This is a genomic window from Pseudomonas sp. KH_027 (genome assembly GCF_057838565.1).
Genome location: NZ_CM174470.1, coordinates 2,874,434 through 2,897,215, shown reverse-complemented (window position 1 = coordinate 2,897,215; position 22,782 = coordinate 2,874,434). Strand labels below are relative to the sequence as shown.

Annotated in this window: 19 protein-coding genes; 17 read left to right on the top strand and 2 right to left on the bottom strand. The window is 61.1% G+C overall.

Annotated elements, in window-relative coordinates; genetic code table 11:
• The first annotated feature begins 39 nt into the window (after positions 1 to 39).
• From AC3IYG_RS13595 to ligA, 4 genes are all read left to right on the top strand, one after another.
• Complete coding sequence (locus AC3IYG_RS13595; protein ID WP_489309184.1) at positions 40 to 699, top strand: GntR family transcriptional regulator; 660 nt, start codon at positions 40 to 42, stop codon at positions 697 to 699.
• Between the two features lie 26 nt (positions 700 to 725).
• Positions 726 to 4,226 carry a chromosome segregation protein SMC gene (smc, locus tag AC3IYG_RS13590; protein WP_489309182.1) on the top strand — a complete coding sequence of 1,167 codons (3,501 nt, stop codon included), beginning with the start codon at positions 726 to 728 and terminating at the stop codon, positions 4,224 to 4,226.
• Positions 4,227 to 4,412: 186 nt separating this feature from the next.
• Positions 4,413 to 5,243, top strand: a complete 831-nt coding sequence (zipA, locus tag AC3IYG_RS13585) for a cell division protein ZipA (RefSeq protein WP_489309180.1) — start codon at positions 4,413 to 4,415, stop codon at positions 5,241 to 5,243.
• A gap of 84 nt (positions 5,244 to 5,327) precedes the next feature.
• Positions 5,328 to 7,721, top strand: a complete 2,394-nt coding sequence (ligA, locus tag AC3IYG_RS13580) for an NAD-dependent DNA ligase LigA (RefSeq protein ID WP_489309178.1) — start codon at positions 5,328 to 5,330, stop codon at positions 7,719 to 7,721.
• Here ligA and AC3IYG_RS13575 read toward each other — a convergent pair.
• Together AC3IYG_RS13575 and AC3IYG_RS13570 are read right to left on the bottom strand one after the other, a co-directional pair.
• Positions 7,718 to 8,596 carry an AraC family transcriptional regulator gene (locus tag AC3IYG_RS13575; protein ID WP_489313912.1) on the bottom strand — a complete coding sequence of 293 codons (879 nt, stop codon included), beginning with the start codon at positions 8,594 to 8,596 and terminating at the stop codon, positions 7,718 to 7,720. The genes ligA and AC3IYG_RS13575 overlap by 4 nt on opposite strands.
• A 320-nt stretch (positions 8,597 to 8,916) precedes the next feature.
• On the bottom strand, positions 8,917 to 10,458 hold the full coding sequence (locus tag AC3IYG_RS13570) for an O-antigen ligase family protein (RefSeq protein WP_489309176.1): 1,542 nt from the start codon (positions 10,456 to 10,458) through the stop codon (positions 8,917 to 8,919).
• Positions 10,459 to 10,918: 460 nt separating this feature from the next.
• On the opposite strand from AC3IYG_RS13570, the gene AC3IYG_RS13565 reads away from it, so the two are divergent.
• The 13 genes from AC3IYG_RS13565 to AC3IYG_RS13505 all read left to right on the top strand — a co-directional run bounded on the left by AC3IYG_RS13565 (position 10,919) and on the right by AC3IYG_RS13505 (position 22,781).
• The gene (locus AC3IYG_RS13565; protein WP_489309174.1) at positions 10,919 to 11,098 is read left to right on the top strand and encodes a Flp family type IVb pilin; all 180 of its coding nucleotides are present in this window, start codon (positions 10,919 to 10,921) and stop codon (positions 11,096 to 11,098) included.
• Between the two features lie 55 nt (positions 11,099 to 11,153).
• Complete coding sequence (locus tag AC3IYG_RS13560) at positions 11,154 to 11,663, top strand: A24 family peptidase (RefSeq protein WP_489309172.1); 510 nt, start codon at positions 11,154 to 11,156, stop codon at positions 11,661 to 11,663.
• 15 nt (positions 11,664 to 11,678) lie between these two features.
• A complete protein-coding gene (locus AC3IYG_RS13555; RefSeq protein WP_489309171.1) occupies positions 11,679 to 13,001 on the top strand; it encodes a DUF8689 domain-containing protein in 1,323 nt (440 codons plus the stop codon).
• Positions 13,002 to 13,013: 12 nt separating this feature from the next.
• Positions 13,014 to 13,808, top strand: a complete 795-nt coding sequence (gene cpaB / locus AC3IYG_RS13550; protein WP_489309169.1) for a Flp pilus assembly protein CpaB — start codon at positions 13,014 to 13,016, stop codon at positions 13,806 to 13,808.
• Positions 13,809 to 13,877: 69 nt separating this feature from the next.
• Positions 13,878 to 15,395 carry a type II and III secretion system protein family protein gene (locus tag AC3IYG_RS13545; RefSeq protein WP_489309167.1) on the top strand — a complete coding sequence of 506 codons (1,518 nt, stop codon included), beginning with the start codon at positions 13,878 to 13,880 and terminating at the stop codon, positions 15,393 to 15,395.
• A gap of 15 nt (positions 15,396 to 15,410) precedes the next feature.
• Positions 15,411 to 15,683: a hypothetical protein gene (locus AC3IYG_RS13540; protein ID WP_489309165.1), complete on the top strand. Its 273-nt coding sequence runs from the start codon at positions 15,411 to 15,413 to the stop codon at positions 15,681 to 15,683.
• Positions 15,684 to 15,693: 10 nt separating this feature from the next.
• Complete coding sequence (locus AC3IYG_RS13535; protein ID WP_489309163.1) at positions 15,694 to 17,049, top strand: TadE/TadG family type IV pilus assembly protein; 1,356 nt, start codon at positions 15,694 to 15,696, stop codon at positions 17,047 to 17,049.
• Between the two features lie 8 nt (positions 17,050 to 17,057).
• The gene (locus AC3IYG_RS13530; protein ID WP_489309162.1) at positions 17,058 to 17,528 is read left to right on the top strand and encodes a TadE/TadG family type IV pilus assembly protein; all 471 of its coding nucleotides are present in this window, start codon (positions 17,058 to 17,060) and stop codon (positions 17,526 to 17,528) included.
• On the top strand, positions 17,528 to 18,031 hold the full coding sequence (locus AC3IYG_RS13525; RefSeq protein ID WP_489309160.1) for a TadE/TadG family type IV pilus assembly protein: 504 nt from the start codon (positions 17,528 to 17,530) through the stop codon (positions 18,029 to 18,031). The genes AC3IYG_RS13530 and AC3IYG_RS13525 overlap by 1 nt, the downstream gene beginning before the upstream one ends.
• The gene (locus tag AC3IYG_RS13520) at positions 18,025 to 19,242 is read left to right on the top strand and encodes an AAA family ATPase (RefSeq protein ID WP_489309158.1); all 1,218 of its coding nucleotides are present in this window, start codon (positions 18,025 to 18,027) and stop codon (positions 19,240 to 19,242) included. Before AC3IYG_RS13525 ends, AC3IYG_RS13520 begins: the two co-directional genes overlap by 7 nt.
• 3 nt (positions 19,243 to 19,245) lie before the next feature.
• Positions 19,246 to 20,685 carry a TadA family conjugal transfer-associated ATPase gene (locus tag AC3IYG_RS13515; RefSeq protein ID WP_489309156.1) on the top strand — a complete coding sequence of 480 codons (1,440 nt, stop codon included), beginning with the start codon at positions 19,246 to 19,248 and terminating at the stop codon, positions 20,683 to 20,685.
• Positions 20,682 to 21,668 carry a type II secretion system F family protein gene (locus AC3IYG_RS13510; RefSeq protein WP_489309154.1) on the top strand — a complete coding sequence of 329 codons (987 nt, stop codon included), beginning with the start codon at positions 20,682 to 20,684 and terminating at the stop codon, positions 21,666 to 21,668. Before AC3IYG_RS13515 ends, AC3IYG_RS13510 begins: the two co-directional genes overlap by 4 nt.
• A 144-nt stretch (positions 21,669 to 21,812) precedes the next feature.
• Entirely contained in the window at positions 21,813 to 22,781 is a 969-nt protein-coding gene (locus tag AC3IYG_RS13505; protein ID WP_489309152.1) for a type II secretion system F family protein, read from the top strand.
• The last annotated feature ends 1 nt before the right edge of the window (position 22,782 follow it).

Genomic DNA, 22,782 nt, shown 5'->3' with positions numbered 1-22,782 from the left:
TCGCGGCCTGCGCGTTAGCCACGATTTCGAAGGAAAACCATGACGTTCAAGGCCCCGGACAGCCTCGCCGAGCAGATTGCTCACCACCTTGCGGAGCGCATCATCCGGGGTGAACTGAAAGAGCGTGAGCGCATTCAAGAGTTGAAAGTCACCCAATCCCTCAATGTCAGCCGCGGCTCGGTGCGTGAAGCGCTGTTGATCCTCGAGCGTCGCCACCTGATCGCCATCCTGCCGCGCCGTGGCGCCCACGTAACCGAACTCACCCCGCACAATGTGCAGAGCCTCTACGCCCTGGTGATGGAGCTCTACATCCTGCTGGGCTTCGCCGTGGCCGAACGCTGGCGCGTGCAGGAAGATCTGGCGCCATTCCTGGTGATTCAACAGCGCCTGAGCGAAAGTGCGCAGCGTGGCGACATCGACACTTTTGTCGAAGACAGCTTCGACGTCATGCGCGCCGCTTTTCCGTTCGCCAACAACCCTTATTTGCAGGAAACGCTGGAGAACCTGTTGCCGGCCATCAGCCGCACCTACCATTTGGCGCTGGAGCGGCGCAAAACCGAGATGAGCCAGTTCCTCAATGCTTTCGCCGGCCTGCTGCAGGCGGTGATCGCCCGCGACCCGCAGCAGATCCGCGAGGTGCTGAGCGCTTACGGCAAGCACAATTGCCAGATGGTTCTCGCCGCGCTGGCTGAACGCTAAGTGCTCTGGGCTAGGGAAGGCGATCTATGCGCTTAAAGTGCATCAAGCTGGCGGGCTTCAAGTCCTTCGTCGATCCGACCACGGTCAACTTCCCGAGCAACATGGCGGCGGTGGTGGGCCCCAACGGTTGCGGCAAGTCCAACATCATCGACGCCGTTCGCTGGGTGATGGGCGAGAGTTCGGCGAAGAACCTCCGTGGCGAGTCGATGACCGACGTCATCTTCAATGGCTCGAACACCCGTAAACCGGTGACCCAGGCGTCCATCGAGCTGATTTTCGATAACTCCGATGGCACCCTGGTCGGTGAATATGCCGGCTACGCGGAAATTTCCATCCGCCGCCGGGTCACCCGCGACAGCCAGAACACCTACTTCCTCAACGGCACCAAATGCCGGCGTCGCGACATCACCGACATCTTCCTCGGCACCGGCCTGGGTCCGCGCAGCTACTCGATCATCGAGCAGGGCATGATCTCAAAGCTGATCGAAGCCAAGCCGGAGGATCTGCGCAACTTCATCGAGGAAGCCGCTGGCATCTCCAAGTACAAGGAGCGCCGCCGCGAGACCGAAAACCGTATCCGCCGCACCCATGAAAACCTCGCGCGCCTGACTGACCTGCGCGAAGAGCTGGAGCGCCAGCTCGATCGCCTGCACCGCCAGGCCCAGTCGGCCGAGAAGTACCAGGAATACAAAGCCGAAGAGCGCCAGCTCAAGGCGCAGCTGTCGGCGCTGAAATGGCAGGCGCTGAACGAGCAGGTCGGCCAGCGTGAAGCGGTGATCGGCAACCAGGAAATCAGCTTTGAAGCCCTGGTCGCTGAACAGCGCAATGCCGATGCCAGCATCGAGCGCCTGCGTGATGGCCATCACGAGCTGTCCGAACGCTTCAACCTGGTGCAAGGGCGCTTCTATTCCGTGGGCGGCGATATCGCCCGCGTCGAGCAGAGCATCCAGCATGGCCAGCAACGCCTGCGCCAGTTGCAGGACGACCTCAACGAGGCCGAGCGTTCGCGCCTGGAAACCGAATCCCACCTCGGCCACGACCGCACGTTGCTGGCCACCCTGGGCGAAGAACTGGCGCTGCTCGCACCCGAGCAGGAAATCACCAGCGCCGCGGCGGAAGAGGCGGCGGCTACCCTGGAAGAGTCGGAAACCGCCATGCACGGCTGGCAGGAGCAGTGGGATGGCTTCAACCAGCGCAGCGCCGAGCCGCGCCGTCAGGCCGAGGTGCAGCAGTCGCGGATCCAGCAGTTGGAATACAGCCTGGAACGTCTGGCCGAACGCCAGCGGCGCCTGGGCGACGAGCGTGAGCAACTGGCGGCCGACCCGGAAGACGCAGCGATCCTTGAACTGAGCGAGCAAGTCGCCAGCAGCGAGCTGACCCTCGAAGAATTGCACGCGGCCGAGCTGGATTTGGTCGAGCGGCTGGAACAATTGCGTACCGAACTGCAGCAGGCCGGGCAGGCCCAGCAACAGGCGCAAGGTGAACTGCAGCGGCTGAACGGCCGGCTGGCCTCGTTGGAGGCCTTGCAACAGGCCGCGCTCGACCCCGGCACCGGTGTCGCCGAGTGGCTGCGTGAGCAACAGTTGAGTGAGCGCCCGCGTCTGGCCGAAGGCCTGCGGGTCGAGCCGGGCTGGGAGTTGGCGGTGGAAACCGTACTCGGCGCGGATTTGCAGGCCGTGCTGCTGGACGACGCAGGGCAGAACCTGGCCGGGCTGGACCTGGCCGGTTTCGCCCAGGGCGATTTGCGGCTGGTCAGCCCGGCCAAAGGTGGTGCGCGGGTCGCGGGCAGCCTGTTGGACAAGGTCGAGGCCGCTGTCGATCTGACGCCCTGGCTGGCTGCTGTCAGGCCGGTCGAGTCCCTCGATGCGGCCTTGGCCGGGCGCAGCGGCTTGACCGAGGGCGAGAGTCTGATCAGCCGCGACGGTTACTGGGTCGGCCGGCATTTCCTCCGGGTACGGCGTGCCAGCGAAGCGGAAAGCGGCGTGCTGGCCCGTGGCCAGGAGTTGGAGCGCCTCGGCCTGGAGCGCGAAGAGCGGGAAGCGACCCTGGCCAGTCTCGATGAGCGGTTGTTGGCGTTGCGTGAGTCCCAGCAGGTGCAGGAAGATGCGCGCGAACAGCAGCGCCGGCGCCTGCAGGAAGAGGCGCGCCGGCAGGGCGAGCTGAAAGCGCAGTTGTCCGCCGGGCAGGCCAAGGTCGAACAGTTGACCCTGCGTCGTCGGCGTCTCGACGAAGAACTCGGCGAACTCGGTGAGCAGCGTGCCATCGAGCATGAGCAGTTGGGCGAGTCGCGCCTGCAACTGCAGGACGCCCTGGATGCCATGGCCGTCGACACCGAGCAGCGCGAGCGATTGCTGGCGCGACGCGACGCATTGCGCGAGCGGCTCGACCGGGTGCGCCAGGAAGCCCGTCAGCACAAGGATCATGCCCATCAACTGGCCGTGCGCCTGGGGTCGCTCAAGGCGCAACATGACTCGACGCGCCAGGCTCTCGAGCGGCTCGAACTGCAGGCCGAACGCCTGAGCGAAAAGCGCGAGCAGCTCAACCTCAATCTCGATGAGGGGGCGGCGCCGCTGGAAGAGCTGCGCATGAAGCTCGAAGAGCTGCTCGACAAGCGCATGGGCGTGGAAGACGAGCTCAAGCTGGCGCGCCTGGCCCTGGAGGATGCCGATCGCGAACTGCGCGACGCGGAAAAACGCCGGACCCAGGCCGAGCAACAGTCACAACTGCTGCGTGGCCAACTCGAACAGCAACGCATGGAATGGCAAGCACTGACCGTGCGACGCAAGGCCATCCAGGATCAGTTGCTGGAAGACAACTATGACCTGCACGGCGTGCTCGGCACCTTGCCGGCCGAAGCCAGCGAGCGGGCCTGGGAAGAAGAATTGGAGCGCTTGGCCGCGCGGATTCAGCGCCTGGGCCCGATCAACCTGGCCGCCATCGACGAATACCAGCAGCAGGGCGAGCGCAAACGTTACCTGGATGCGCAGAACGCCGACCTGGTCGAAGCGCTGGATACTCTGGAAAACGTGATTCGCAAGATCGACAAGGAGACCCGCAACCGTTTCAAGGAGACCTTCGACCAGATCAACGGCGGCCTGCAGGCGCTGTTCCCGAAAGTGTTCGGCGGTGGCAATGCCTATCTGGAGCTGACCGGCGAGGATCTGCTGGATACCGGGGTGACGATCATGGCGCGGCCGCCGGGCAAGAAGAACAGCACCATCCACCTGCTTTCCGGTGGCGAGAAGGCGCTGACCGCGCTGGCGCTGGTGTTCGCTATCTTCAAGCTGAATCCGGCGCCGTTCTGCATGCTCGACGAAGTGGATGCGCCGTTGGATGACGCCAACGTCGGCCGCTATGCGCGGCTGGTCAAGGAAATGTCGGAAACCGTGCAGTTCATCTATATCACCCACAACAAGATCGCCATGGAGATGGCCGATCAGCTGATGGGGGTGACCATGCATGAGCCTGGTTGTTCGCGGCTTGTCGCAGTGGATGTGGAGGAAGCCCTGGCTTTGGTTGAGGCATGATGCGCATGGCGGTGTAAAGTTGCCTTTCGTCGTGCTAGCTTAATGCCCACTTTTCGTTACGGATGGAAAACGCCAGTCAGAACATGGAGTTGGCACCCAGCGTAGCTGTTACCGGTTTTGGATTTTTGAATGTGGGCGCGGATGCCCTTTCTTCATTATTATTTTTATTAGGGGTTACAGAATTACATGGATATCGGTCTGCGCGAGTGGCTGATCGTCATCGGCATCATTGTTATCGCTGGCATTCTTTTCGATGGCTGGCGGCGGATGCGCGGTGGTAAGGGCAAGTTGAAGTTCAGGCTCGATCGGAGTTTCTCCAACCTGCCGGACGATGACGGTGCGCCGGAATTGCTCGGGCCGCCACGGGTACTGGATCGTCATCAGGAACCCAAGATCGAAGAGGACCTGCCGCCCATGAGCGCGCGCGAGCTCAATCGCCGCCGTGGGACGCCGGTCGAACCGCATCAGGGCGACCTCAATCTTGGTCTCGACGAGCCGGTGCCGACGCTGCTCAACCCGGTCGATGACGCTGAGCCGAAAAAGCGCAAAGTCACGGCCCAGGAAGACAGCAAAGGCTTGCCGCCGGTCGAGGAAGTGCTGGTGATCAACGTCGTCGCCCGTGAAGGCGAAGGCTTCAATGGTCCGGCGCTGCTGCAGAACATTCTGGAAAGCGGTCTGCGCTTTGGCGAGATGGATATTTTCCATCGTCACGAAAGCATGGCCGGCAATGGCGAAGTGCTGTTCTCCATGGCCAATGGCGTTAAACCGGGCACCTTCGACCTGGACGATATCGATCACTTCAGCACCCGCGCAGTGAGCTTCTTTCTCGGCCTGCCGGGCCCGCGTCACCCCAAGCAGGCTTTTGATGTGATGGTGGCCGCCGCGCGCAAACTCGCCCATGAGTTGAATGGCGAACTGAAGGACGATCAGCGCAGCGTAATGACCGCACAGACCATCGAGCATTATCGCCAGCGCATCGTCGAGTTCGAGCGCAAGTTGCTGACTCACAAGCGCTAACACAGCGCCCCCCTCTCCCTGAAGGGAGAGGGAACTGATTGCAGAGCAGCCCAGGCTGCTCTTTTCGTTTTCGAGAGAACCGTCATGACCGATGCCTCTACAACCACAACGCATGCCGCCGAGCGCATCCTACAATTGCGTGCTGAGTTGGATCAGCACAACTATCGCTACCACGTCCTCGATGCGCCGAGCATTCCGGATGCCGAGTACGACCGGCTGTACCACGAACTCAAGGCGCTGGAAGCCGAGCATCCGCAACTGGTGACCGCCGATTCGCCGACTCAGCGCGTGGGCAACCTGGCGCTGTCGGCCTTTGGCGAGGTCAAGCACGAAGTACCGATGCTCAGCCTCGGTAACGCCTTCGACGAAGCCACTTTGCTGGAGTTCGACCGTCGCGTCAGGGAAGGGCTGGACCTGCCCGCTGGCGATCTGTTCGGTGCCGGCGCAACGGTGGAATACAGCTGCGAGCCGAAGCTCGACGGCCTGGCGGTCAGCCTGCTGTACCGCGACGGTCAACTGGTGCGCGGCGCCACGCGCGGTGACGGCTCGACCGGTGAGGACATCAGCGTCAACGTGCGCACCGTGCGCAATATTCCACTCAAGCTGCACGGCAGCGGCTGGCCAGCGGTGTTGGAAGTGCGCGGCGAGGTGTTCATGTCCCGTGCCGGTTTCGATGCGCTGAACGCCCGTGCGTTGGAAAGCGGCGGCAAGACCTTCGCCAACCCGCGTAACGCCGCCGCCGGTAGCCTGCGCCAGCTCGACCCGAAGATTACCGCCAGCCGCCCGTTGGAATTCTGCTGCTATGGCATCGGTCAGGTGCAGGGCGAGCTGCCGGATACCCATATCGGTATCCTCACCGCCCTCAAGGGCTGGGGCATGCCGATCAGCCATGAATTGAAGCTGGCCCAGGGTGCCGAAGCGTGCCTGGATTACTACCGGGCCATCGGCGCCCAGCGTGACACGCTGCCCTATGAGATCGATGGCGTGGTGTTCAAGGTCAACAACCTGGCCTGGCAGCGCGAGCTGGGTTTTCGCGCCCGTGAGCCGCGTTGGGCGATTGCGCACAAATTTCCGGCCAGCGAAGAGCTGACCGAGCTGTTGGCGGTGGAGTTCCAGGTCGGTCGCACGGGCGCCGTCACTCCGGTGGCGCGGCTGAAACCGGTGAAGGTTGCCGGTGTCATGGTCGCCAACGCCACCTTGCACAATATGGATGAGGTCGAGCGCTTGGGGCTGATGGTTGGCGACAGCGTGATCATCCGCCGCGCTGGCGACGTGATTCCGCAAGTCGTGCAAGTGGTGCTGGAGCGGCGCCCGGACTGGTCGGCGGACGAGCGTGCGGCACGAACGGTCAAGGTGCCGGGCGAGTGCCCGGTATGTGGCTCGGCCGTCGAACGCACCCAATTGATCAAACGCAGCAAGGGCCGTGAAACCGTCAGCGAAGGCGCGGCGTATCGCTGCGTCGGGCGTCTGGCCTGTGGCGCACAACTCAAGCAGGCGATCATCCACTTCGTTTCGCGGCGGGCCTTGGACATCGAAGGGCTTGGCGAGAAGATCGTCGAGCAACTGGTGGACGAGGGGCTGGTGCGATCGCCCGCCGATCTGTTCACGCTGGGCTTCGAGCAGATCGTCGACCTGGAAGGTTTCGCCGAACTGTCGACCAAAAACCTGCTGGCGGCGATTGCCGATAGCAAGCGGCCGACCCTGGCGCGCTTCATCTATGCCCTGGGTATTCCGGATGTCGGCGAAGAAACGGCCAAGGTCCTGGCCCGCTCGCTTGGTGCGCTCGAACGCATCCAGCAGGCCCTGCCGGAGGTGCTGACCTATCTGCCGGACGTGGGTGCGGAAGTCGCGCATGAGATCCACAGCTTCTTCGAGGACGACCATAACCGTTCGGTGATCGCACAACTGCTGGAACGTGGTCTGGAATTGCAGGAGGAGGGCGACCTGCATCCGGAGTTCGCCGCTTGCGCCACTCTGGCGGGCTTTATCGACAAGCTGAATATTCCCTTTATCGCGGCCACTGGCGCGGAAAAACTCGCAGCCAGGTTCGGCTCGCTGGACGCCATCATCGGCGCCGACTGGCTCGACCTGCGTCAGGTCGAACGGCTGAACGAGAAGGCGGCGAAATCCCTGCGCGAGTTTTTCGACGCGGCGCAGAATGCCCAGCGCGCACGGGCCATCGAAGCCCAGTTGCGCGAGTTCGGCATGCATTGGCAAAGCGAGAAAAAGGCCGCCGAAGGCCTACCGCTGGCCGGGCAGACCTGGGTGCTGACCGGTACGCTGGAGGTGATGAGCCGGGATGTGGCCAAAGAGAAGCTGGAGTCCCTGGGAGCCAAGGTGGCCGGTTCGGTTTCGGCTAAGACGCACTGCGTGGTGGCTGGTCCAGGCGCCGGCTCGAAGCTGGCGAAAGCCAGTGAGCTGGGGGTGAAAGTGTTGGATGAAGCGGAGTTTTTGGCGGAGCTGGACCGCTTGGGCTAGGCGTGTAGCATCAGGCTGTCGATCACCTTTACCGGTACATCGTCCAATGCCGGCGCTGCTACAGGTACTTCGGAGCGACGCGCCTGGCGGTATTCGCTGGGCGTGCAGCCGGCGAACTGCTTGAAGGCGCGTGCGAAGTAGGAAGGGTCTTTGAAGCCGGCCTCATAGCCGATGCTGGTGATCGGCATCTGGCTGTTGTCGAGCAACTCCCGGGCAAAGTCCATGCGCTTGCTCAGCACGTAATCCATGAAGCCAAGTCCATTCACATCCTTGAATAGGCGGCTGAAGCGGAATGTTGTCATACCGCAGCGCTGCGCCAGCTCCTTTTGGTCGATGCTGTCCCGGAAATGCTGGTCGATGTACAGCAACACCTTGTTGAGAGCCTGGTGCTTCTGGTGTGCTGCGGTCAACCGGATGCTGTCCGGCAGAGACGGGGAGTGATCGACTAGCGGCTTTTTGCCGTGACCATTGGTGCTGCGGCGCAGCTCGCAGAGTTGCTCCAGGGAGTGCAGGTAGCGGTTTTTTTCGGCGGTCGAAAGAGGTAGAACCATGTATTCCCAGACCCGGGAGCGCATTGCCCAGACGGCTAGCTCTTCCGAGTGCTGCACGGTGAACATGGTGATCGGGATGGAGGGGGCTGTGCGTTTTACCTGCAGCAACAGGTTGAGGCCGAGCATGTCGGGGCGATCGAAATGCATGCAGATCATGTCCACCTGCTGGCCCTGCTGGCTCTGCTCCCTGCTGGCAAGCAAAGGGTCTTTCGCCAACCGGCAGTCGCAGGAAGCGTTGAATTGTGCGATGAGCCCTTCCGTGGAGCGATCGTGGGTTAGATCGAGCCATAAAAGGAGTGGTTTATTGGCCGAGTTAGACTTCATTTGCTTAGCTCTGCGCCCTGTGTAGTCCCCTCTCAGCAGTATTGTCATTGTGCCACTACTGCAAAGATCAAATCCTAGTAATAAATAACTTATTTAGTTCGTTGTGCTCTAAGTGTTGCTCCGGAGCCAGAGTTCACGTGGATTTTTCGGTTTTTCCCGGCGTATCTGGGATCGACCGCTCGTCTCTTGCGAATTAGTTGCAGAGGCATTCGTAACTCGTTCCTTCTCTTCCGTTTTTCGCCGCTCTTGCGGAAACTGTCTGCATTGCTTTTGCTGACTTGGCAGTAGTCGATTGGCGATTTGGGAACCCCTTCTTCGAATTAGTGAGTATGTGCAATTCCCTTCGCGGACTCATTGCCGAGTGGATTGCTTTCCTTCTCCTTTTGCCGACGATATCGGTCTTGCGTCACCTGGGCTTGATCAAGGTCGTCGATTACGCCCTGTAGCCAGAAGCGAGGTTGCACAGGCGAGTTGAAGGCTTGGATGTAACTCTTGTTTTGCGCCGTAAGGGTTGGTAAGTCACGGATCACGATGCCCCACAGCAACGTAATGGCCAGGAGTTGTGTCATCAGCCAAGCGCTACGCAATAGAAAAGAGGGCTGATTCTGAGATGGGGAGGCCGGATGCAGGCCAAGTAGCCAGCCTCCCAGAATCGCGAGCCAGAGTTGCGTGTAGGGCATCACCAGTACGCCATCCACCATGGCGAGGGTCAGAGCGGCCGCAATACTGCCCGCCAGGCAGACGCGCAGCAGGTCGGGCGGAGTGCTGGAATTAGCCGTCGCTCGAAGCGTGCGGAAGGTGGTGCGTGCGGCAAGAAAAACCAGAGCACTGACGGCAAGCGCGGATGGGATGCCCCATTCGCAGGCCCATTGCAACACTGCTTGGTGGGGGTGGCTTGCCACGGGGTTGTAGTGGTCGGCGAAATGCATAGGGCCAAAGCCTAACCACGGCCGTTCAAACATCATCTCGACTGCTTGAAGCCAGAGTACCTCGCGTAAGGACAGCGAAGTGGTGAGCCGTTCAGTGGCAAGTGCCGTTACTTCAGTGTTTAGCAAGGCCGGGATGACCGACAGCAGTAACAAGTAGATCAGCAACCCCAACCCGGCTGAACGCAACTGCAGCATGCTCCAGCGCCGACCGACGGCTCCTGACAGACTCAGCCAAGCCATGGCAGCGGCCATACCCAGTGCCAACCCGCGGGCGGCACTGGTGATTGCGACCGTCCACCAGAGAGCCGCCAGAATGGAAACCACTAGGGCCTCCCGACGCGATGTCCCCTCGTGTAATAGGGGAAAAACTATCAGGGGAAGTGTCAGCGCGAGGAACTGGGCAAAAAAACGTGGATTGGAAAACCCCCACAGCAGCTTATAGGCCACGAAAGGCTCGAGGTCTTTGGCGAGCATCAACTGGTAAATGAGGAAATACAGCGCTAAGAGGCAGCTGCTAAGCAGCGCGACGGCGCCGATCAGCGCCTGATCCAGGGCTGGGCCTATGGTCCGTCGCGACATCGCGACAAACCCGCCCAAGGCGATACTCGATGCAGCGAGACTCAACTCGGCCAGCGCCCAAGAGATATGCCGTGCCAGTAAGGCCGAGGCCAAGCCGGCGATCAGCAGGGCCGCCATGCACCAACGGGTATTGGGGCCAACAAGGGGAGGGGCAGCCGGTTTGCGGGTGAACAAATAGGCGCTGGCCAGCAAACAGAGGCTCAACACCATGACCTGACCCACCCGCTGCTGGTCGTGCCAGTCGGCTGCGACCCAGAGGATCAGGGGCAAGGATGCCACCACGATAAGAATTACCAGCAGCCCACCTGTGCTTATCCCTCCGGGCGTTACCAGCACCTGATCTCGCCGCTGCATCTCCCCATCTCCTTGTTCGGCCGAGAGTCGCCAGTGCGACCCGATTCCTCTTGAGCGTTGCAGAGGGCTGGGCAAACGGCAAATGTACAACTGCAGTTTGATTGGGCAGTGGTCGCGCTGAACGGATCGGTCTGTACGGCAGCCAGGGCAGGGAAATACACCCGGCTCAAGCCTGTAGCTCTGGTAGGCGATCCACATGACCCGGCGCAAGGGCTTCGTGCGGGACGCAAATGAGGGACGCTTCCGCGCACTTCCAGCTTCTCATTCGTGAATCGATGAAGCTGAAAAGTAGGTTGCTTTAACTCTGTTGCCACTATGCATGGGTGTGCCTGCAAAAAAGTCCCTGTGATGTGCAAAAAACTCCTAACCCCTGTTTTGTCTGGCAACTAGGGTTCAAGCAGGCGGGGCACAAAGCACTGCCAGTTCCCTGGAAGAACAAGACTCGAGTGAGGTGAGCGAAATGACTCTGCAAGCAATCAAAACTTCGGTGTTGAAATTTATGAAGGACGAGGACGGTCTGACAGTCGTGGAATATGCCGTGGCGGGTGGGCTTATTTCTCTGGCAGTGGTGACTGTTTTTACTAACCTTGGGACAGCTGTTGCAGGCGTTATTCAAGACTTAATTGATGCGCTTAGTTGAGTATTGATTGCGACTTTCGGCTTTATATTCTTCGAACATTAAGGAGGTGTCTCAAGTGAGCTTCTTGCTGAGCACCTCCGTGCTTGTTCTTCTCGGGGTTGCGGTGATTACGGATGTCAGTTCTCACCGCATCTCCAATACTCTTATCCTGCTTGGCCTGGTTTTATCGCTGGCGTTGCAGATTGGTTTCTACCAAGTCGATGGATTGTTTGCCTGGGCTGGTGGTCTGGCTGTTGGGCTGCTGTGTTTTCTACCTCTGTATATGTTTGGCGGTATGGCGGCGGGCGACGTCAAATTAATAGCCATGGTGGGAAGTTTTTTCGGCCCCGTAAGCGCTTTCTGGGCGGCCGCTTTTAGTGTGGTGGCGGGTGGGGTTCTAGGTATTTTGATCTTGCTCTACAAGAAACAGTTATTTCGCTTTCTGCAGAGATATTCGGCGATAGCAAGTTTGCGCACTTATATCCAGCCGGAAGCCGACGATGCCGCCCTGCAACGTTTCCCTTACGCCATCGCCATTTTGTCGGGAACCATGACCAGCATCTTCTGGCTGCCGGTCGGCCAGTAGGTAGGGAGGCCAATCATGTATGCCATCAGCGACAGCGGCGCCTACCCCAGCGAGCGGGAAGAAGTGCAGCGGCTGGCTCCGCAGCCTCGCACTATCCGTGAGACCGGCCTGGCGGACAACTTCCTCGGTGATCTGGTCTGCAAGCACCTGCACGATGCCGGCGTATTGGATTTGCCACGGTTGGTGGCGCGCCTGGCACTGACTGGCGCAGTGTTGGAAGAAATCCTCGCTTTCCTACGCAAGGATGGCCGCGTTGAGGTGCTGGGCCAGGCCGGTGGCCAGGCGCTGCGCTACGGTCTGACCGAGCGTGGCCGCAGCGCCGCCCGCGATGCCCTGGCCCGCAGCGGCTATATCGGCGCGGCTCCCTTTCCGGTGAGTGCCTACCGTTCCCTGCTGAAGGTGCAGACCATCCACCATGGCCGCATCACCGTGCGCGACATGCGTTCCGCCTTTGGCGGTGTGGTGCTCTCGGAGGGCATGCTCGATCAACTGGGCGTGGCCCTGAACTCCGGGCGCGCCATCATGATTTACGGGCCGGCGGGCACCGGCAAGACCTATATCAGTAGCCGGCTGATCCGCTTGTTCGCCGAGGCCATCTGGGTGCCCTATGCCATCGCGATCAACGAGGCGGTGATCGAAATCTACGACCCCCAGATACACCAGCGCCTGGATGATGACGAGCAAGAGAACAACCTGATGCTCAACGAAGGGATCGATCGGCGACTACTCTGCTGCAAGCGCCCTATCGTCATCACCGGCGGAGAGTTGAGCATGGAACAGCTGGATGTCCGCTATGACCCCTTCACCCGCCAGTACCAGGCCCCTTTACAGCTCAAGGCCAGTAATGGCCTGTTCATCATCGACGACATGGGCCGCCAGCGCATGGCACCCGCCGAGCTGCTGAATCGCTGGATTGTGCCCATGGAGGAAAAGCGTGACTTCCTCAACCTTGGTGGCGGGCGCCACTGCGAGCTGCCGTTCGACCTGATTTTGGTGTTCTCTACCAATCTCAACCCGCTGGAGCTGGCCGACGAGGCCTTCCTCCGGCGGATTGGCTACAAGCTGCACTTCAACTACCTCAAGCCGGAAGAGTACGAGCGCATCTGGCGCCAGGAAACCGAACGGCTGGGCATCGCCTTTGACCCGTTGCTGCTGCGCTACGTGCTGCAAGGCTTGTATGAGACCGAGGGCATGCCGCTGGTGCCTTGTCACCCGCGTGACCTGCTTGGCATGGCGCTGGACCGCCAGCGTTATATGGACGGTTCCGGGCCGCTGTCTCCCTTCGAGTTGGAGTGGGCTTGGCACAACTACTTCGTCCAGCTCGATTTTCTTGGATAAGGAGATACAGACATGAGCTCTCGTACTCTCACCCTGGTTGCCCTTTCCCTGATCCTGGGCCTGGGTGCGGCATGGATGGCTAACAGCTGGTTGAGCGCACGGCTGAATGCCAGCCCGGACGACAACTTGCTGAACGTGGTGGTCGCCACGGTGGAAATTCCTTTCGGGCAGATGATTGAGGCTCAGCAGGTCGCCGTGGTGCGCATGCCCAAGGATACGGTGCCGGACGATGCCTTCGATGCCACCGACAAGGTGGTGGGCAAGATCGCCACCTTCACCATGCTGCGCGGTGACATTCTACGGGGGGCGCGGGTGGCCGAGCACCTCGGCGGCAGCACCCTGGCTTCTCTGATTGCGCCTGACAAACGAGCCATATCGGTGCGCGTGGACGATGTGGTCGGTGTGGGTGGTTTCCTGTTGCCGGGTAATCGGGTTGATGTGCTGGCCACCAAGCAAACCGGAAGCAACAGCACTGCCGAGGCAGAAACCATTCTGGAAGATCTGCGCGTGCTGGCGGTGGACCAGACCGCCAGTACCGACAAGACCCAGCCGGTGGTGGTGCGCGCGGTAACCCTGGAGATGACCCCGCAAGAGGCGGAAACCCTGGTCAAGGCGATGACCGAAGGGCGCCTGCAACTGGCCCTGCGCAACCCGCTGGACAACCAGAAAAAGCCCGCGGCCGCTGAGCCGGTTGCGCTGGCCAAGGTCACGCCGCCAGCTGCAAAACCGGTGCGGCGCCGCAGCAGCGATGGCGGCGCTATCACGATTATCCGCGGGGTTGAGGTCAAGGTGGCAAAAGTACAGTGATAGGGCGGTATGGGTACCGGGGCAACGGATTCTCAGCAGGCAAGCAGAACACCAGGCAAGGAGTAGTACATGGATACTTTCCAGAGACTAGGGGCATACGCGTTGCAGGGGCTGTGCGGATGGTTGTTGTTGGCTACTGCGGTGCTGGCTGCCGACCCGATACCGGCGTTCAGTTCTATGCCAACGGCCAATGCCAACAGTATCCAGGTGCCGATCTACAAGTCGAGCGTGCATAGCACCCGTGCAGCGGTCAAGAAGATCTCCGTCGGCAACCCGGAGATCGCCGACATCCTTATCACCAGCCCGACTCAGCTCTATCTGCTCGGCCGCTCCCTGGGCAGCACCAATGTGCTGCTGTGGGATGGCGGCAACCGTCTGATTGAAAGCCTCGACGTCGAAGTAGTACATGACCTCGGCAGCCTCAAGAGCAAGCTGCATCAGTTGTTGCCCAATGAGAAGATCGAGGTGTTCAGCGCCCAGGGCGCCCTGGTGCTGCGCGGCCATGTCAGCAGCGCGGCGACCATGGATGTTGCGGTCAAGCTGGCCAAGACCTACACCGCGCAAACCTCGAGCGTGGTGCAGGGTGAGGGCGAAGCCGCCGTGGCTGCGCCGACCCAGACGCTGGATGTGATCAATCTGCTTACCGTCGGCAGCAGCCAGCAAGTGATGCTCGAGGTCAAGGTCGCAGAGATGCAGCGCAGCTTGGTCAAGACGCTCAGCGTGCGCTTCAATGCCCTGGACTTCGGCTCGTCCAGCAACTGGTCCGGGGGCGGTTTCAACGATGGTCGGGGACTGGGCGTAGTCCCCGGTACTGGCCTCCCACTGGGTCCAGGCTCCTTGATCGGTAGCGGCAAAGGTATTTTCGCCCAATTTCTTTCGGACGAATTCCTATTTAACGTGGTGCTGGAGGCGTCCAGGGACAATGGCTCGGCCAAGGTGTTGGCGGAGCCGACCCTGACCACCCTTACCGGGCAGGAGGCGGAGTTCATTTCCGGTGGCGAGTTCCCGGTGCCGGTCAGCGATGAGGATGGCATCACCATCGAATACAAGGAGTTCGGGGTCGGGGTGAAATTCCTCCCGGTGGTGCTCGACTCCGGGCGCATCAACCTTAATTTGAATGTATCGGTCAGCGAGCTCTCCAATGCCAATGCGCTGGTGCTGAGTACCGGTACGGACAATTCCGAGGGCGGTGGGGTGACGCAGTTCATCCCCTCGCTGACCAAGCGCAGCGCCGAGTCTACCGTTGAGCTGGGCAATGGCCAGACCATCGCCATAGCCGGTTTGATCAGCGAAAACACCCGCGATTTCGTCAGCGCTTTTCCGGGCCTGGGTGATTTGCCGGTCATCGGCCATCTGTTCCGCAGCCAGCAGTTCATCAATGGTGAAACCGAACTGGTGATCCTGGTGACGCCCCACTTGGCTAAGCCGGTGGACGCCAGGACTGTGCGCCTGCCTACCGAGAAATTCGTCGAGCCGAGTGACTTGGATTTCTACCTGCTAGGCAAGACCAAGGGGCGTGAGCCTGGGCGCCCGGTCCCCGTCAGTCTCGGGGTCAGCGAGGGAAATTTTGGCCATGACCTCAAGTAATCGGAGACAGCGACCATGAAAACTATGATTCCCCTTTGCCTGCTGGTGCCTGCGCTGTCCGGCTGTATGACATATGAGGAAGGGCGGGTCGGTACGCTGGGTTACAGCGTGTACCAGACCAGCTATCAACAGATCGCCGACAAGGAGCGGGCTGCCAACCCGGGTACGGAAGTTTCGCCAACCGGCACCGATGGCCCGCTGACCGAGAAGGTCATGGACGGCTACCGCGGAGTGACCGGCGACGCGGCCCAGGTCGGTCAGCCGATCCAGATCAATATTGGCAACTGAGGGCTTGACGATGACCCCCCGTATCCAACGGCCGTTCACCGCGCTGCCGAAACGCCAGCGGGGGGCGGTGATAGTGCTAATAGCGGTTGCCTTGGCGTCGATCCTGCTGATGGCCGCGCTGGCCCTGGACGGCGGCCATATGCTGGTGAACAAGACCCGCCTGCAAAATGCGGTGGATGCAGCGGCGCTGAGCGGGGCCAAGCGGCTCTTGCAGGTTTCCGGCGCGGCTGGTGCGGCGACCGTGGTGCAGACTGCCGCGCACAACACGCTGTTGCTGAACGCCAGTACTCAGAACGGCAACGGCGAGCTGGGCACTGCCATCACCAAGGCGGGGGGCATTGGCAGTTTTGTGGTGGTAGAACTGGCCAGCAGCGTCTACGGACCTTTCTCCTTCCCCGGCCCGGCGGATGCCAGCTATGTGCGGGTGTCGGTGCCGAACTACCCGCTGAGCCAGTTCTTTTGGGGCATTCTGCAGGCGATCGCCGGCCCCGATCCGGCCAAGGCGGTGGCGGCCATCGCCACCGCCGGACCAAGTCCGACCAGCCCCTGCGACGTCGCGCCGCTGATGGTGTGTGGCGATCCCAATCAGTACGACCCGTCTGCCAGCATGTTCTGGGGCTATCGCTACGGCGATCTGCAGTTGCTGAAAACTGCGGCGAACGACAACTCGCCGATAGGCCCCGGCAATTTCCAGTTGCTCGACCTGGATGGCAGCGGTGGCAAGGACATCCGGGAGGGGCTTGCCGGCGGCATCGAGCAGTGCAACAGCATTGGCGAGAAGGTCGTGACCAAACCGGGCAATACCGTCGGGCCCTCCGTCCAGGGCTTGAACACCCGCTTTGGCGACTATCAGGGCGGGAACCTGAGCCGGCAGGACTATCCGCCGGATCTGGTGATTACTCCCATCTCGCCGGCGCTGAAGTACGACGACTCGGAGTCGCCTCCCCGGATCGAGCACGAGAATCAGCCGGTCACCTCCAGCAACGGCAATCTGTCCACCGCCAGTAACGCACTGTTCGATTACAACAACTGGCTGCAAGAATCGGCTGCCTGCGCGGCAGGCACTGGCAGCGGCTGCCAGAGCGGTGGGGTGTTTGAGCGGCGCATGCTGAAGATCGTGGTCGGCCAGTGCAACGGCACGGATGGTGGCAAGACGCCGATCCCGGTGCTCGGCTTCGGCTGCTTCTTCGTCCTGCAACCGGCGGAGCACAAGGGCAACGAAGCGCAGATCTTCGGCCAGTTCGTCCGCGAGTGCGAAGGCGACAACGTGGCCGGGCCGACCCCGACGGACGATGCCGGCCCGCAGATCATCCAGTTGTACAAGACCTATATCGACAACAACCGGACGCCGAGCACTGACTCGTAGGAGGTGTTATGGACAGTCATACCTTCAAGCGGCGCCAAACCCAGCGCGGAGTGGCGATGGTGGAGTTCGCCATCGCCCTGCCGTTGCTGCTGTTGCTGTTATTGGCTATCGCCGAATTCGGCCGCTTGCTTTTCCAGTACAACAGCCTGCTGCAGGCCAACCGCGACGCGGTGCGCTATGTGGCCAGCAGGGCCTGGAACTCGACCCTCGGTCGTGTCGAATTGAGTATTGCTCTGCAGACGCAGACCAAGAACGTCGCAGTCTATGGCGTGCCCAGCGTTCAGCCCGGCAGCCAAGCGGCGGTGTCGGGCTTGACCACCGCTGATGTACAGGTCAGCGCAGTCGGTACCGAGCATGTACAAGTCAACATCACTTATAGGTTCCGCCCGGTGATCGGTAATCGCATGCCCAACTTTATCGGTAGCGGGGTGGCACTGAACATCCCGCTGGTCGCTACCACCGTGATGAGGGCTTTGTGATGAACCGCGGGCGTATGAAAGGGGTGTACGTGGTGGAATTCGCCATTATCGGTTTGCTGCTGTTCACCCTACTGTTCGGTGTGCTGGAAATGGGCCGCCTGTACTTCACCGTCAACGCCCTCAATGAAACGGTGCGTCGCGGCGCGCGCCTGGCGGCGGTGTGCGATATCCGGGATGCCCGGGTGTTGCGCAGGGCGATTTTCAATGATGCGGAAGATAGCGGTGCGAGCGATCTGATTGGCAATCTGGATACCGCCGACCTGACTCTGACCTATCTGGACGAGAACGGTGCGGTGGTGGCCAGCCCCGACGATCTCGTCAGTCTCGGTGGGTTTCGCGCCATCCGTTATGTCCAGTTGCAGGTAGCGAACTTCAGCTTCAACCTGCTTATTCCCGGGTTCGGTGGGGCGATCACCCTGCCGGTGTTCAGGTCGACCATGCCTCGCGAGAGTCTTGGCCGCCATGCCGAGGCGAGTGTAGTCCCGGAGATCACACCATGCTGAAGACCAGGGAAGCCCCCATTGCCACCCCTAGCAATAAGCAGGGTCTGCGCCTGCTGATTAGCAGTCGCGACGCCGCAGCGTTGAATCATCTGAAAACGTTGAGCCAACGCCTGCCCAGTCTGCAGGTGATCACCCGCCTGGTGAGCAACGGTCATACCGATCCGCTGTACGGACTGGAGCAGATGCCTGACTTCCTTTTGCTGCGGGTCAGCCATCTCTGGCGCGAGGAGTTGGCAGCGCTGTTACAGCGTCCAGCTCAGGAGCGCCCACCATTGCTGGTTTGTGGCCCCTTGGACGAGCGCGAGGGCATCCGCCTGGCGATGCAGGCCGGCGCCCGTGACTTTCTGCCCGAGCCGGTGGCGGCAGAAGAGTTGCTGGCGGCACTCGGCCGTATGCTCATGGAGGTCCGGGCCAGCACTGATAGCGGTGGCAAGCTGGTCGCGGTGATGAATGCCAAGGGCGGTTCGGGTGCCACCATGCTGGCCTGTAACCTGGCCCATCAGCTCAGTGCCCGTGGCGCCAGAACCCTGTTGCTGGATCTGGATCTGCAGTTCGGCAGCGTGGCCCATTGCCTGGATGTGGTGCCGGCGCACAGCCATGTGGAGGTCCTGCAGCAGGTCGAAGAGCTGGACAGCGTCGCCTTGCGCGGTTATTGCAGCCATTTCAGCCCGACCCTGCATGTGCTGGGTGGGCGCACCGGGGATCTGTGCCTGTCGCAAGATGTGCGTCTGGAGCAGCTGGAGGCTCTGCTGCGCCTAGCGCGCAACACCTATGACTGGGTGGTGGTGGATTTGCCACGGCAGATTGACCACCTCACCGGCATCACCCTGGAGCAGGCCGACCAGATTTACATCCTGGTGCAGCAGAGTCTCAGCCACCTGAAGGACGCTACCCGCCTGGTGCGCATCCTGCGTGACGACTTGGGGGTGCAGGGCAATCGCTTGCAGGTGGTGGTCAACCGCTACAACAAGATTTCGCCGGTTAGCCTCAATGATATTGCCGTGGCGCTGCGCTGTACGGATCTGCAGAAACTGCCCAATGACTATGCGGTGGTCAATGAAAGCCAGAACACCGGGGTGCCGCTGGAACTCCATGCGCCACGGGCTTCCATAACCCTTGCCATGCGCGAACTGAGTCAGGAGTTGCTCGGCACCGGCGCTGCAGAGCAGGGGTTGCTGAAACGTACCTTTGGCCGACTGTTCAGGGGATAGATCATGCTCAGCGAATTTCGCAATCGTTTGCGTCAGCAGTCCAGCAAGAGTATTCCGGCAGTTCAGCAGGATGCACAGACCAATAGCGAAGACTCCGCCAACGCGCCTATGGCCTGGGAGACCAGTGCGCCAGATGCACTCTATGAGACCAGAACACAGCTCAACTCGATGGAAGCCGAGTGGCGGGAAAAGATCTATCAGCAGTTGCTGAAGGTCATGGATCTGTCACTTCTGGACTCCCTGGAACCGGCTGAGGCGGGGCGGCAGATTCGCGAGATCAGCCAGCGCCTGCTGGACGAGCAGTCAGCACCGGTGAGTGCCAGCAGCCGCCAGATGATCATCAAGCAGATCACCGACGAAGTGCTTGGCCTGGGGCCGCTGGAGCCATTGCTGGCCGATCACAGCGTTTCGGACATCCTGGTCAATGGGCATGCCTCCGTGTATGTCGAGCGTCACGGCAAGCTGCAGCGGACCGATGTGCGTTTTCGCGATGATCAGCATCTGCTGAATATCATCGACCGCATCGTTTCCAGCTTGGGGCGGCGCATCGACGAGTCCTCACCGCTGGTAGATGCCCGACTGAAGGACGGCTCGCGGGTCAACGCGATCATTCCGCCCCTGGCCATCGACGGGCCGAGCATGTCGATCCGCCGTTTCGCGGTGGACTTGCTGAATACCGAAAGCCTGGTGCAGATGGGCACTCTGACCCCGGCCATCGCCTTGGTGCTTAAGGCCATCGTCCGCGGGCGGCTGAATGTGTTGATTTCCGGTGGCACCGGCAGCGGCAAAACCACCATGCTCAATGTGCTGTCCAGTTTTATTCCGCATAACGAGCGCATAGTCACCATCGAGGACTCGGCCGAGTTGCAGCTGCAGCAACCCCATGTGGTGCGCCTGGAAACCCGTCCGCCGAACATCGAAGGCCGTGGCGAGGTTAGCCAGCGCGAACTGGTGCGCAACAGCTTGCGTATGCGTCCGGACCGTATCGTCATAGGCGAGGTGCGCGGCGCTGAGGCGCTGGACATGCTGACGGCGATGAACACCGGCCACGATGGCTCGCTGACCACCATCCACGCCAATACTCCGCGCGATGCCCTGGGGCGGGTCGAGAACATGGTATCGATGACCGGGGCCACCTTTCCGATCAAGGCTCTGCGCCAGCAGATCGCCTCGGCCATTGATGTGGTGGTCCAACTGGAGCGTCAGGAGGATGGTAAGCGACGGCTGGTCAGCGTGCAGGAAATCAACGGCATGGAGGGCGAGATCATCACCATGACCGAGATCTTCGCATTTGTCCGCCGCGGCATGGGTGAGCATGGCGAAGTGCTCGGTGACTTCCGTCCCACTGGCATGGTGCCGGCCTTCCGCGACGTGATGGCCAAACGTGGTATCGAACTGCCGCTCAACCTGTTCCGCCCGGAATGGATGGAGGGACAATCATGAGTCAGATTCCCAGTGAGCTCATTCTGGCGTTTCTCGGCATGGTGTTCACCGCCATGTTCCTTCTTAGCCAAGGCCTGGTGGTGCCGGTGTTCGGTGAGGCAGGCCAAGTTCGCAAGCGTATTCGCAGCCGTCTGCACCTGCTGGAGCGGGCCGGCAACCTGCCGAATATGCAGACAGTGTTACGGCAAAAGTACCTCAGGCAATTGTCACCGCTGGAGGCCAGGCTGGAGCAGTTACCTGCAATGGAGGCCCTGGCGCAGATGATCGAGCAGGCCGGGCATGAGTACCGTGCCTACCGGGTGCTGCTGCTCGGGCTGGTTTTGGCAGTGGCCGCGGGCATTCTGCTCTGGTTGTTCACGCTACTCTGGTGGGTGGCGGTTCCGCTGGCCTTGGCCGTGTTCTGGTTGCCGGTGCTGAAGATCTCCAGCGACCGTGCTAAGCGCTTCGCCCAGTTCGAGGAGGGCCTGCCGGATGCCCTGGATTCCATGTGCCGTGCCCTGCGTGCCGGGCACCCGTTCAACGAGACCCTGCAACTGGTGGCTGAGGAGCATAAGGGGCCGGTGGCCCATGAGTTCGGCCTGACCTTCGCCGATATCAACTACGGCAATGATGTGCGCCGGGCCATGCTTGGCCTGCTGGAGCGCATGCCGAGCATGACGGTGATGATGCTGGTGACCTCGGTGCTGATCCACCGCGACACCGGCGGCAACCTGACCGAGGTACTGGAGCGCTTGAGCAGCCTGATTCGCGGCCGTTTCCGCTTCCAGCGCAAGGTCAAGACGCTGTCCGCCGAGGGGCGGATGTCGGGCTGGATACTGGTGGCCATTCCCTTCGTGCTATGCGTGGCGCTCATGCTGTCGACTCCAGAATACTTGCCCCTGTTAGTCAAGGATCCCTTTGGCCAGAAGCTGATCATGGGGGCTTTCGTCGCCATGCTGATAGGGATTTTCTGGATCCGTAAAATCATCCGGATCCAGGTTTAAGGAAGGTCTGAAGTAGTCGTCATCCCCGCGCACGCGGGGATCCAGGGTTCAGCAGTGCCTGGATTCCCGCTTTCGCGGGAACGACGAAGATCACTTTTCAACGTTTCCTTAAAAGAGCTAAAAGCCATAGGGGAGGAGGGTGTCATGGACTATCTGCTAAGTCTGCTCAATCGTGCGGTGGGCAACGAGGAGCTGGCGCGCCTGTTGTTCGTCGCGGCCATTGGCCTGAGCGCCGTGCTCGCTGTGGTTACCCTGGTGCTATTGGTGCAGGGATTGCAGGATCCGGTGCAGCGCCGTCTTATGCTGATCAAACGCGGCCATGGCGGGGGGAACCATGGGCAGGAGGCGCCAAGCAACCTGCAACTGATGCTGGAACAGGTGGGCCAACGTTTTACCTCCGGTGAACAGGTACAGGCCTCGACCATCCGAACCCTGCTGACGCACGCGGGTTATCGCTCGCCCGCGGCGGTGCAGATGTACTGGGCGGTTCGCCTGCTGTCACCGCTGATACTGTTGGGCCTTACGCTGCTGGTTTTGCCGCTTATCCCGAAGCTGTCCCTGACCATGGGCATTGCGCTGGTGGTTGCGGCATTCGCTGTGGGCTGGTTGGCGCCGGCAATCTATGTCGACAAGCGCAAGCAGGCACGGATGACTCGACTGCTCGTTGCCTTCCCCGATGCCTTGGACCTGATGGTGGTCTGCGTGGAGTCGGGCCTGGCCTTGCCCCAGGCTATCGAGCGGGTGGCCGAAGAGATGGCGGTCAGCCAGCCGGAGCTGGCGGTGGAGTTGGCCCTCGTCAATGCGGAAATTCGCGCCGGCATCCCTAGTACCGAAGCGCTCAAACACCTGGCCGAACGCACCGGCCTGGAGGACATTCGCGGGCTGGTCAGTTTGCTGGCGCAGAGCATCCGCTTCGGCACCAGCGTGGCCGACACCCTGCGCATCTATGCCGAGGAGTTCCGTGACCGCCGTACGCAGGCGGCCGAAGAGGCGGCGGCGAAAATCGGTACCAAGCTGATATTCCCACTAATCTTCTGCATGTGGCCAAGCTTCTTCCTAGTCGTCATCGGCCCCGTGATCATCGGGATACTCAGAACCTTCGGGAAGATATGAC

Bases quoted from the DNA above. Each gene is read 5' to 3' on its own strand.
- AC3IYG_RS13565 (WP_489309174.1), top strand. From the start codon at position 10,919: ATGACTCTGCAAGCAATCAAAACTTCGGTGTTGAAATTTATGAAGGAC.
- zipA (WP_489309180.1), top strand. From the start codon at position 4,413: ATGGATATCGGTCTGCGCGAGTGGCTGATCGTCATCGGCATCATTGTT.
- AC3IYG_RS13530 (WP_489309162.1), top strand. From the start codon at position 17,058: ATGGACAGTCATACCTTCAAGCGGCGCCAAACCCAGCGCGGAGTGGCG.
- AC3IYG_RS13505 (WP_489309152.1), top strand. From the start codon at position 21,813: ATGGACTATCTGCTAAGTCTGCTCAATCGTGCGGTGGGCAACGAGGAG.
- AC3IYG_RS13520 (WP_489309158.1), top strand. From the start codon at position 18,025: ATGCTGAAGACCAGGGAAGCCCCCATTGCCACCCCTAGCAATAAGCAG.
- AC3IYG_RS13525 (WP_489309160.1), top strand. From the start codon at position 17,528: ATGAACCGCGGGCGTATGAAAGGGGTGTACGTGGTGGAATTCGCCATT.
- AC3IYG_RS13595 (WP_489309184.1), top strand. From the start codon at position 40: ATGACGTTCAAGGCCCCGGACAGCCTCGCCGAGCAGATTGCTCACCAC.
- AC3IYG_RS13540 (WP_489309165.1), top strand. From the start codon at position 15,411: ATGAAAACTATGATTCCCCTTTGCCTGCTGGTGCCTGCGCTGTCCGGC.
- AC3IYG_RS13555 (WP_489309171.1), top strand. From the start codon at position 11,679: ATGTATGCCATCAGCGACAGCGGCGCCTACCCCAGCGAGCGGGAAGAA.
- cpaB (WP_489309169.1), top strand. From the start codon at position 13,014: ATGAGCTCTCGTACTCTCACCCTGGTTGCCCTTTCCCTGATCCTGGGC.
- AC3IYG_RS13515 (WP_489309156.1), top strand. From the start codon at position 19,246: ATGCTCAGCGAATTTCGCAATCGTTTGCGTCAGCAGTCCAGCAAGAGT.
- smc (WP_489309182.1), top strand. From the start codon at position 726: ATGCGCTTAAAGTGCATCAAGCTGGCGGGCTTCAAGTCCTTCGTCGAT.
- ligA (WP_489309178.1), top strand. From the start codon at position 5,328: ATGACCGATGCCTCTACAACCACAACGCATGCCGCCGAGCGCATCCTA.
- AC3IYG_RS13510 (WP_489309154.1), top strand. From the start codon at position 20,682: ATGAGTCAGATTCCCAGTGAGCTCATTCTGGCGTTTCTCGGCATGGTG.
- AC3IYG_RS13575 (WP_489313912.1), bottom strand. From the start codon at position 8,596: ATGAAGTCTAACTCGGCCAATAAACCACTCCTTTTATGGCTCGATCTA.
- AC3IYG_RS13570 (WP_489309176.1), bottom strand. From the start codon at position 10,458: ATGCAGCGGCGAGATCAGGTGCTGGTAACGCCCGGAGGGATAAGCACA.
- AC3IYG_RS13535 (WP_489309163.1), top strand. From the start codon at position 15,694: ATGACCCCCCGTATCCAACGGCCGTTCACCGCGCTGCCGAAACGCCAG.
- AC3IYG_RS13545 (WP_489309167.1), top strand. From the start codon at position 13,878: ATGGATACTTTCCAGAGACTAGGGGCATACGCGTTGCAGGGGCTGTGC.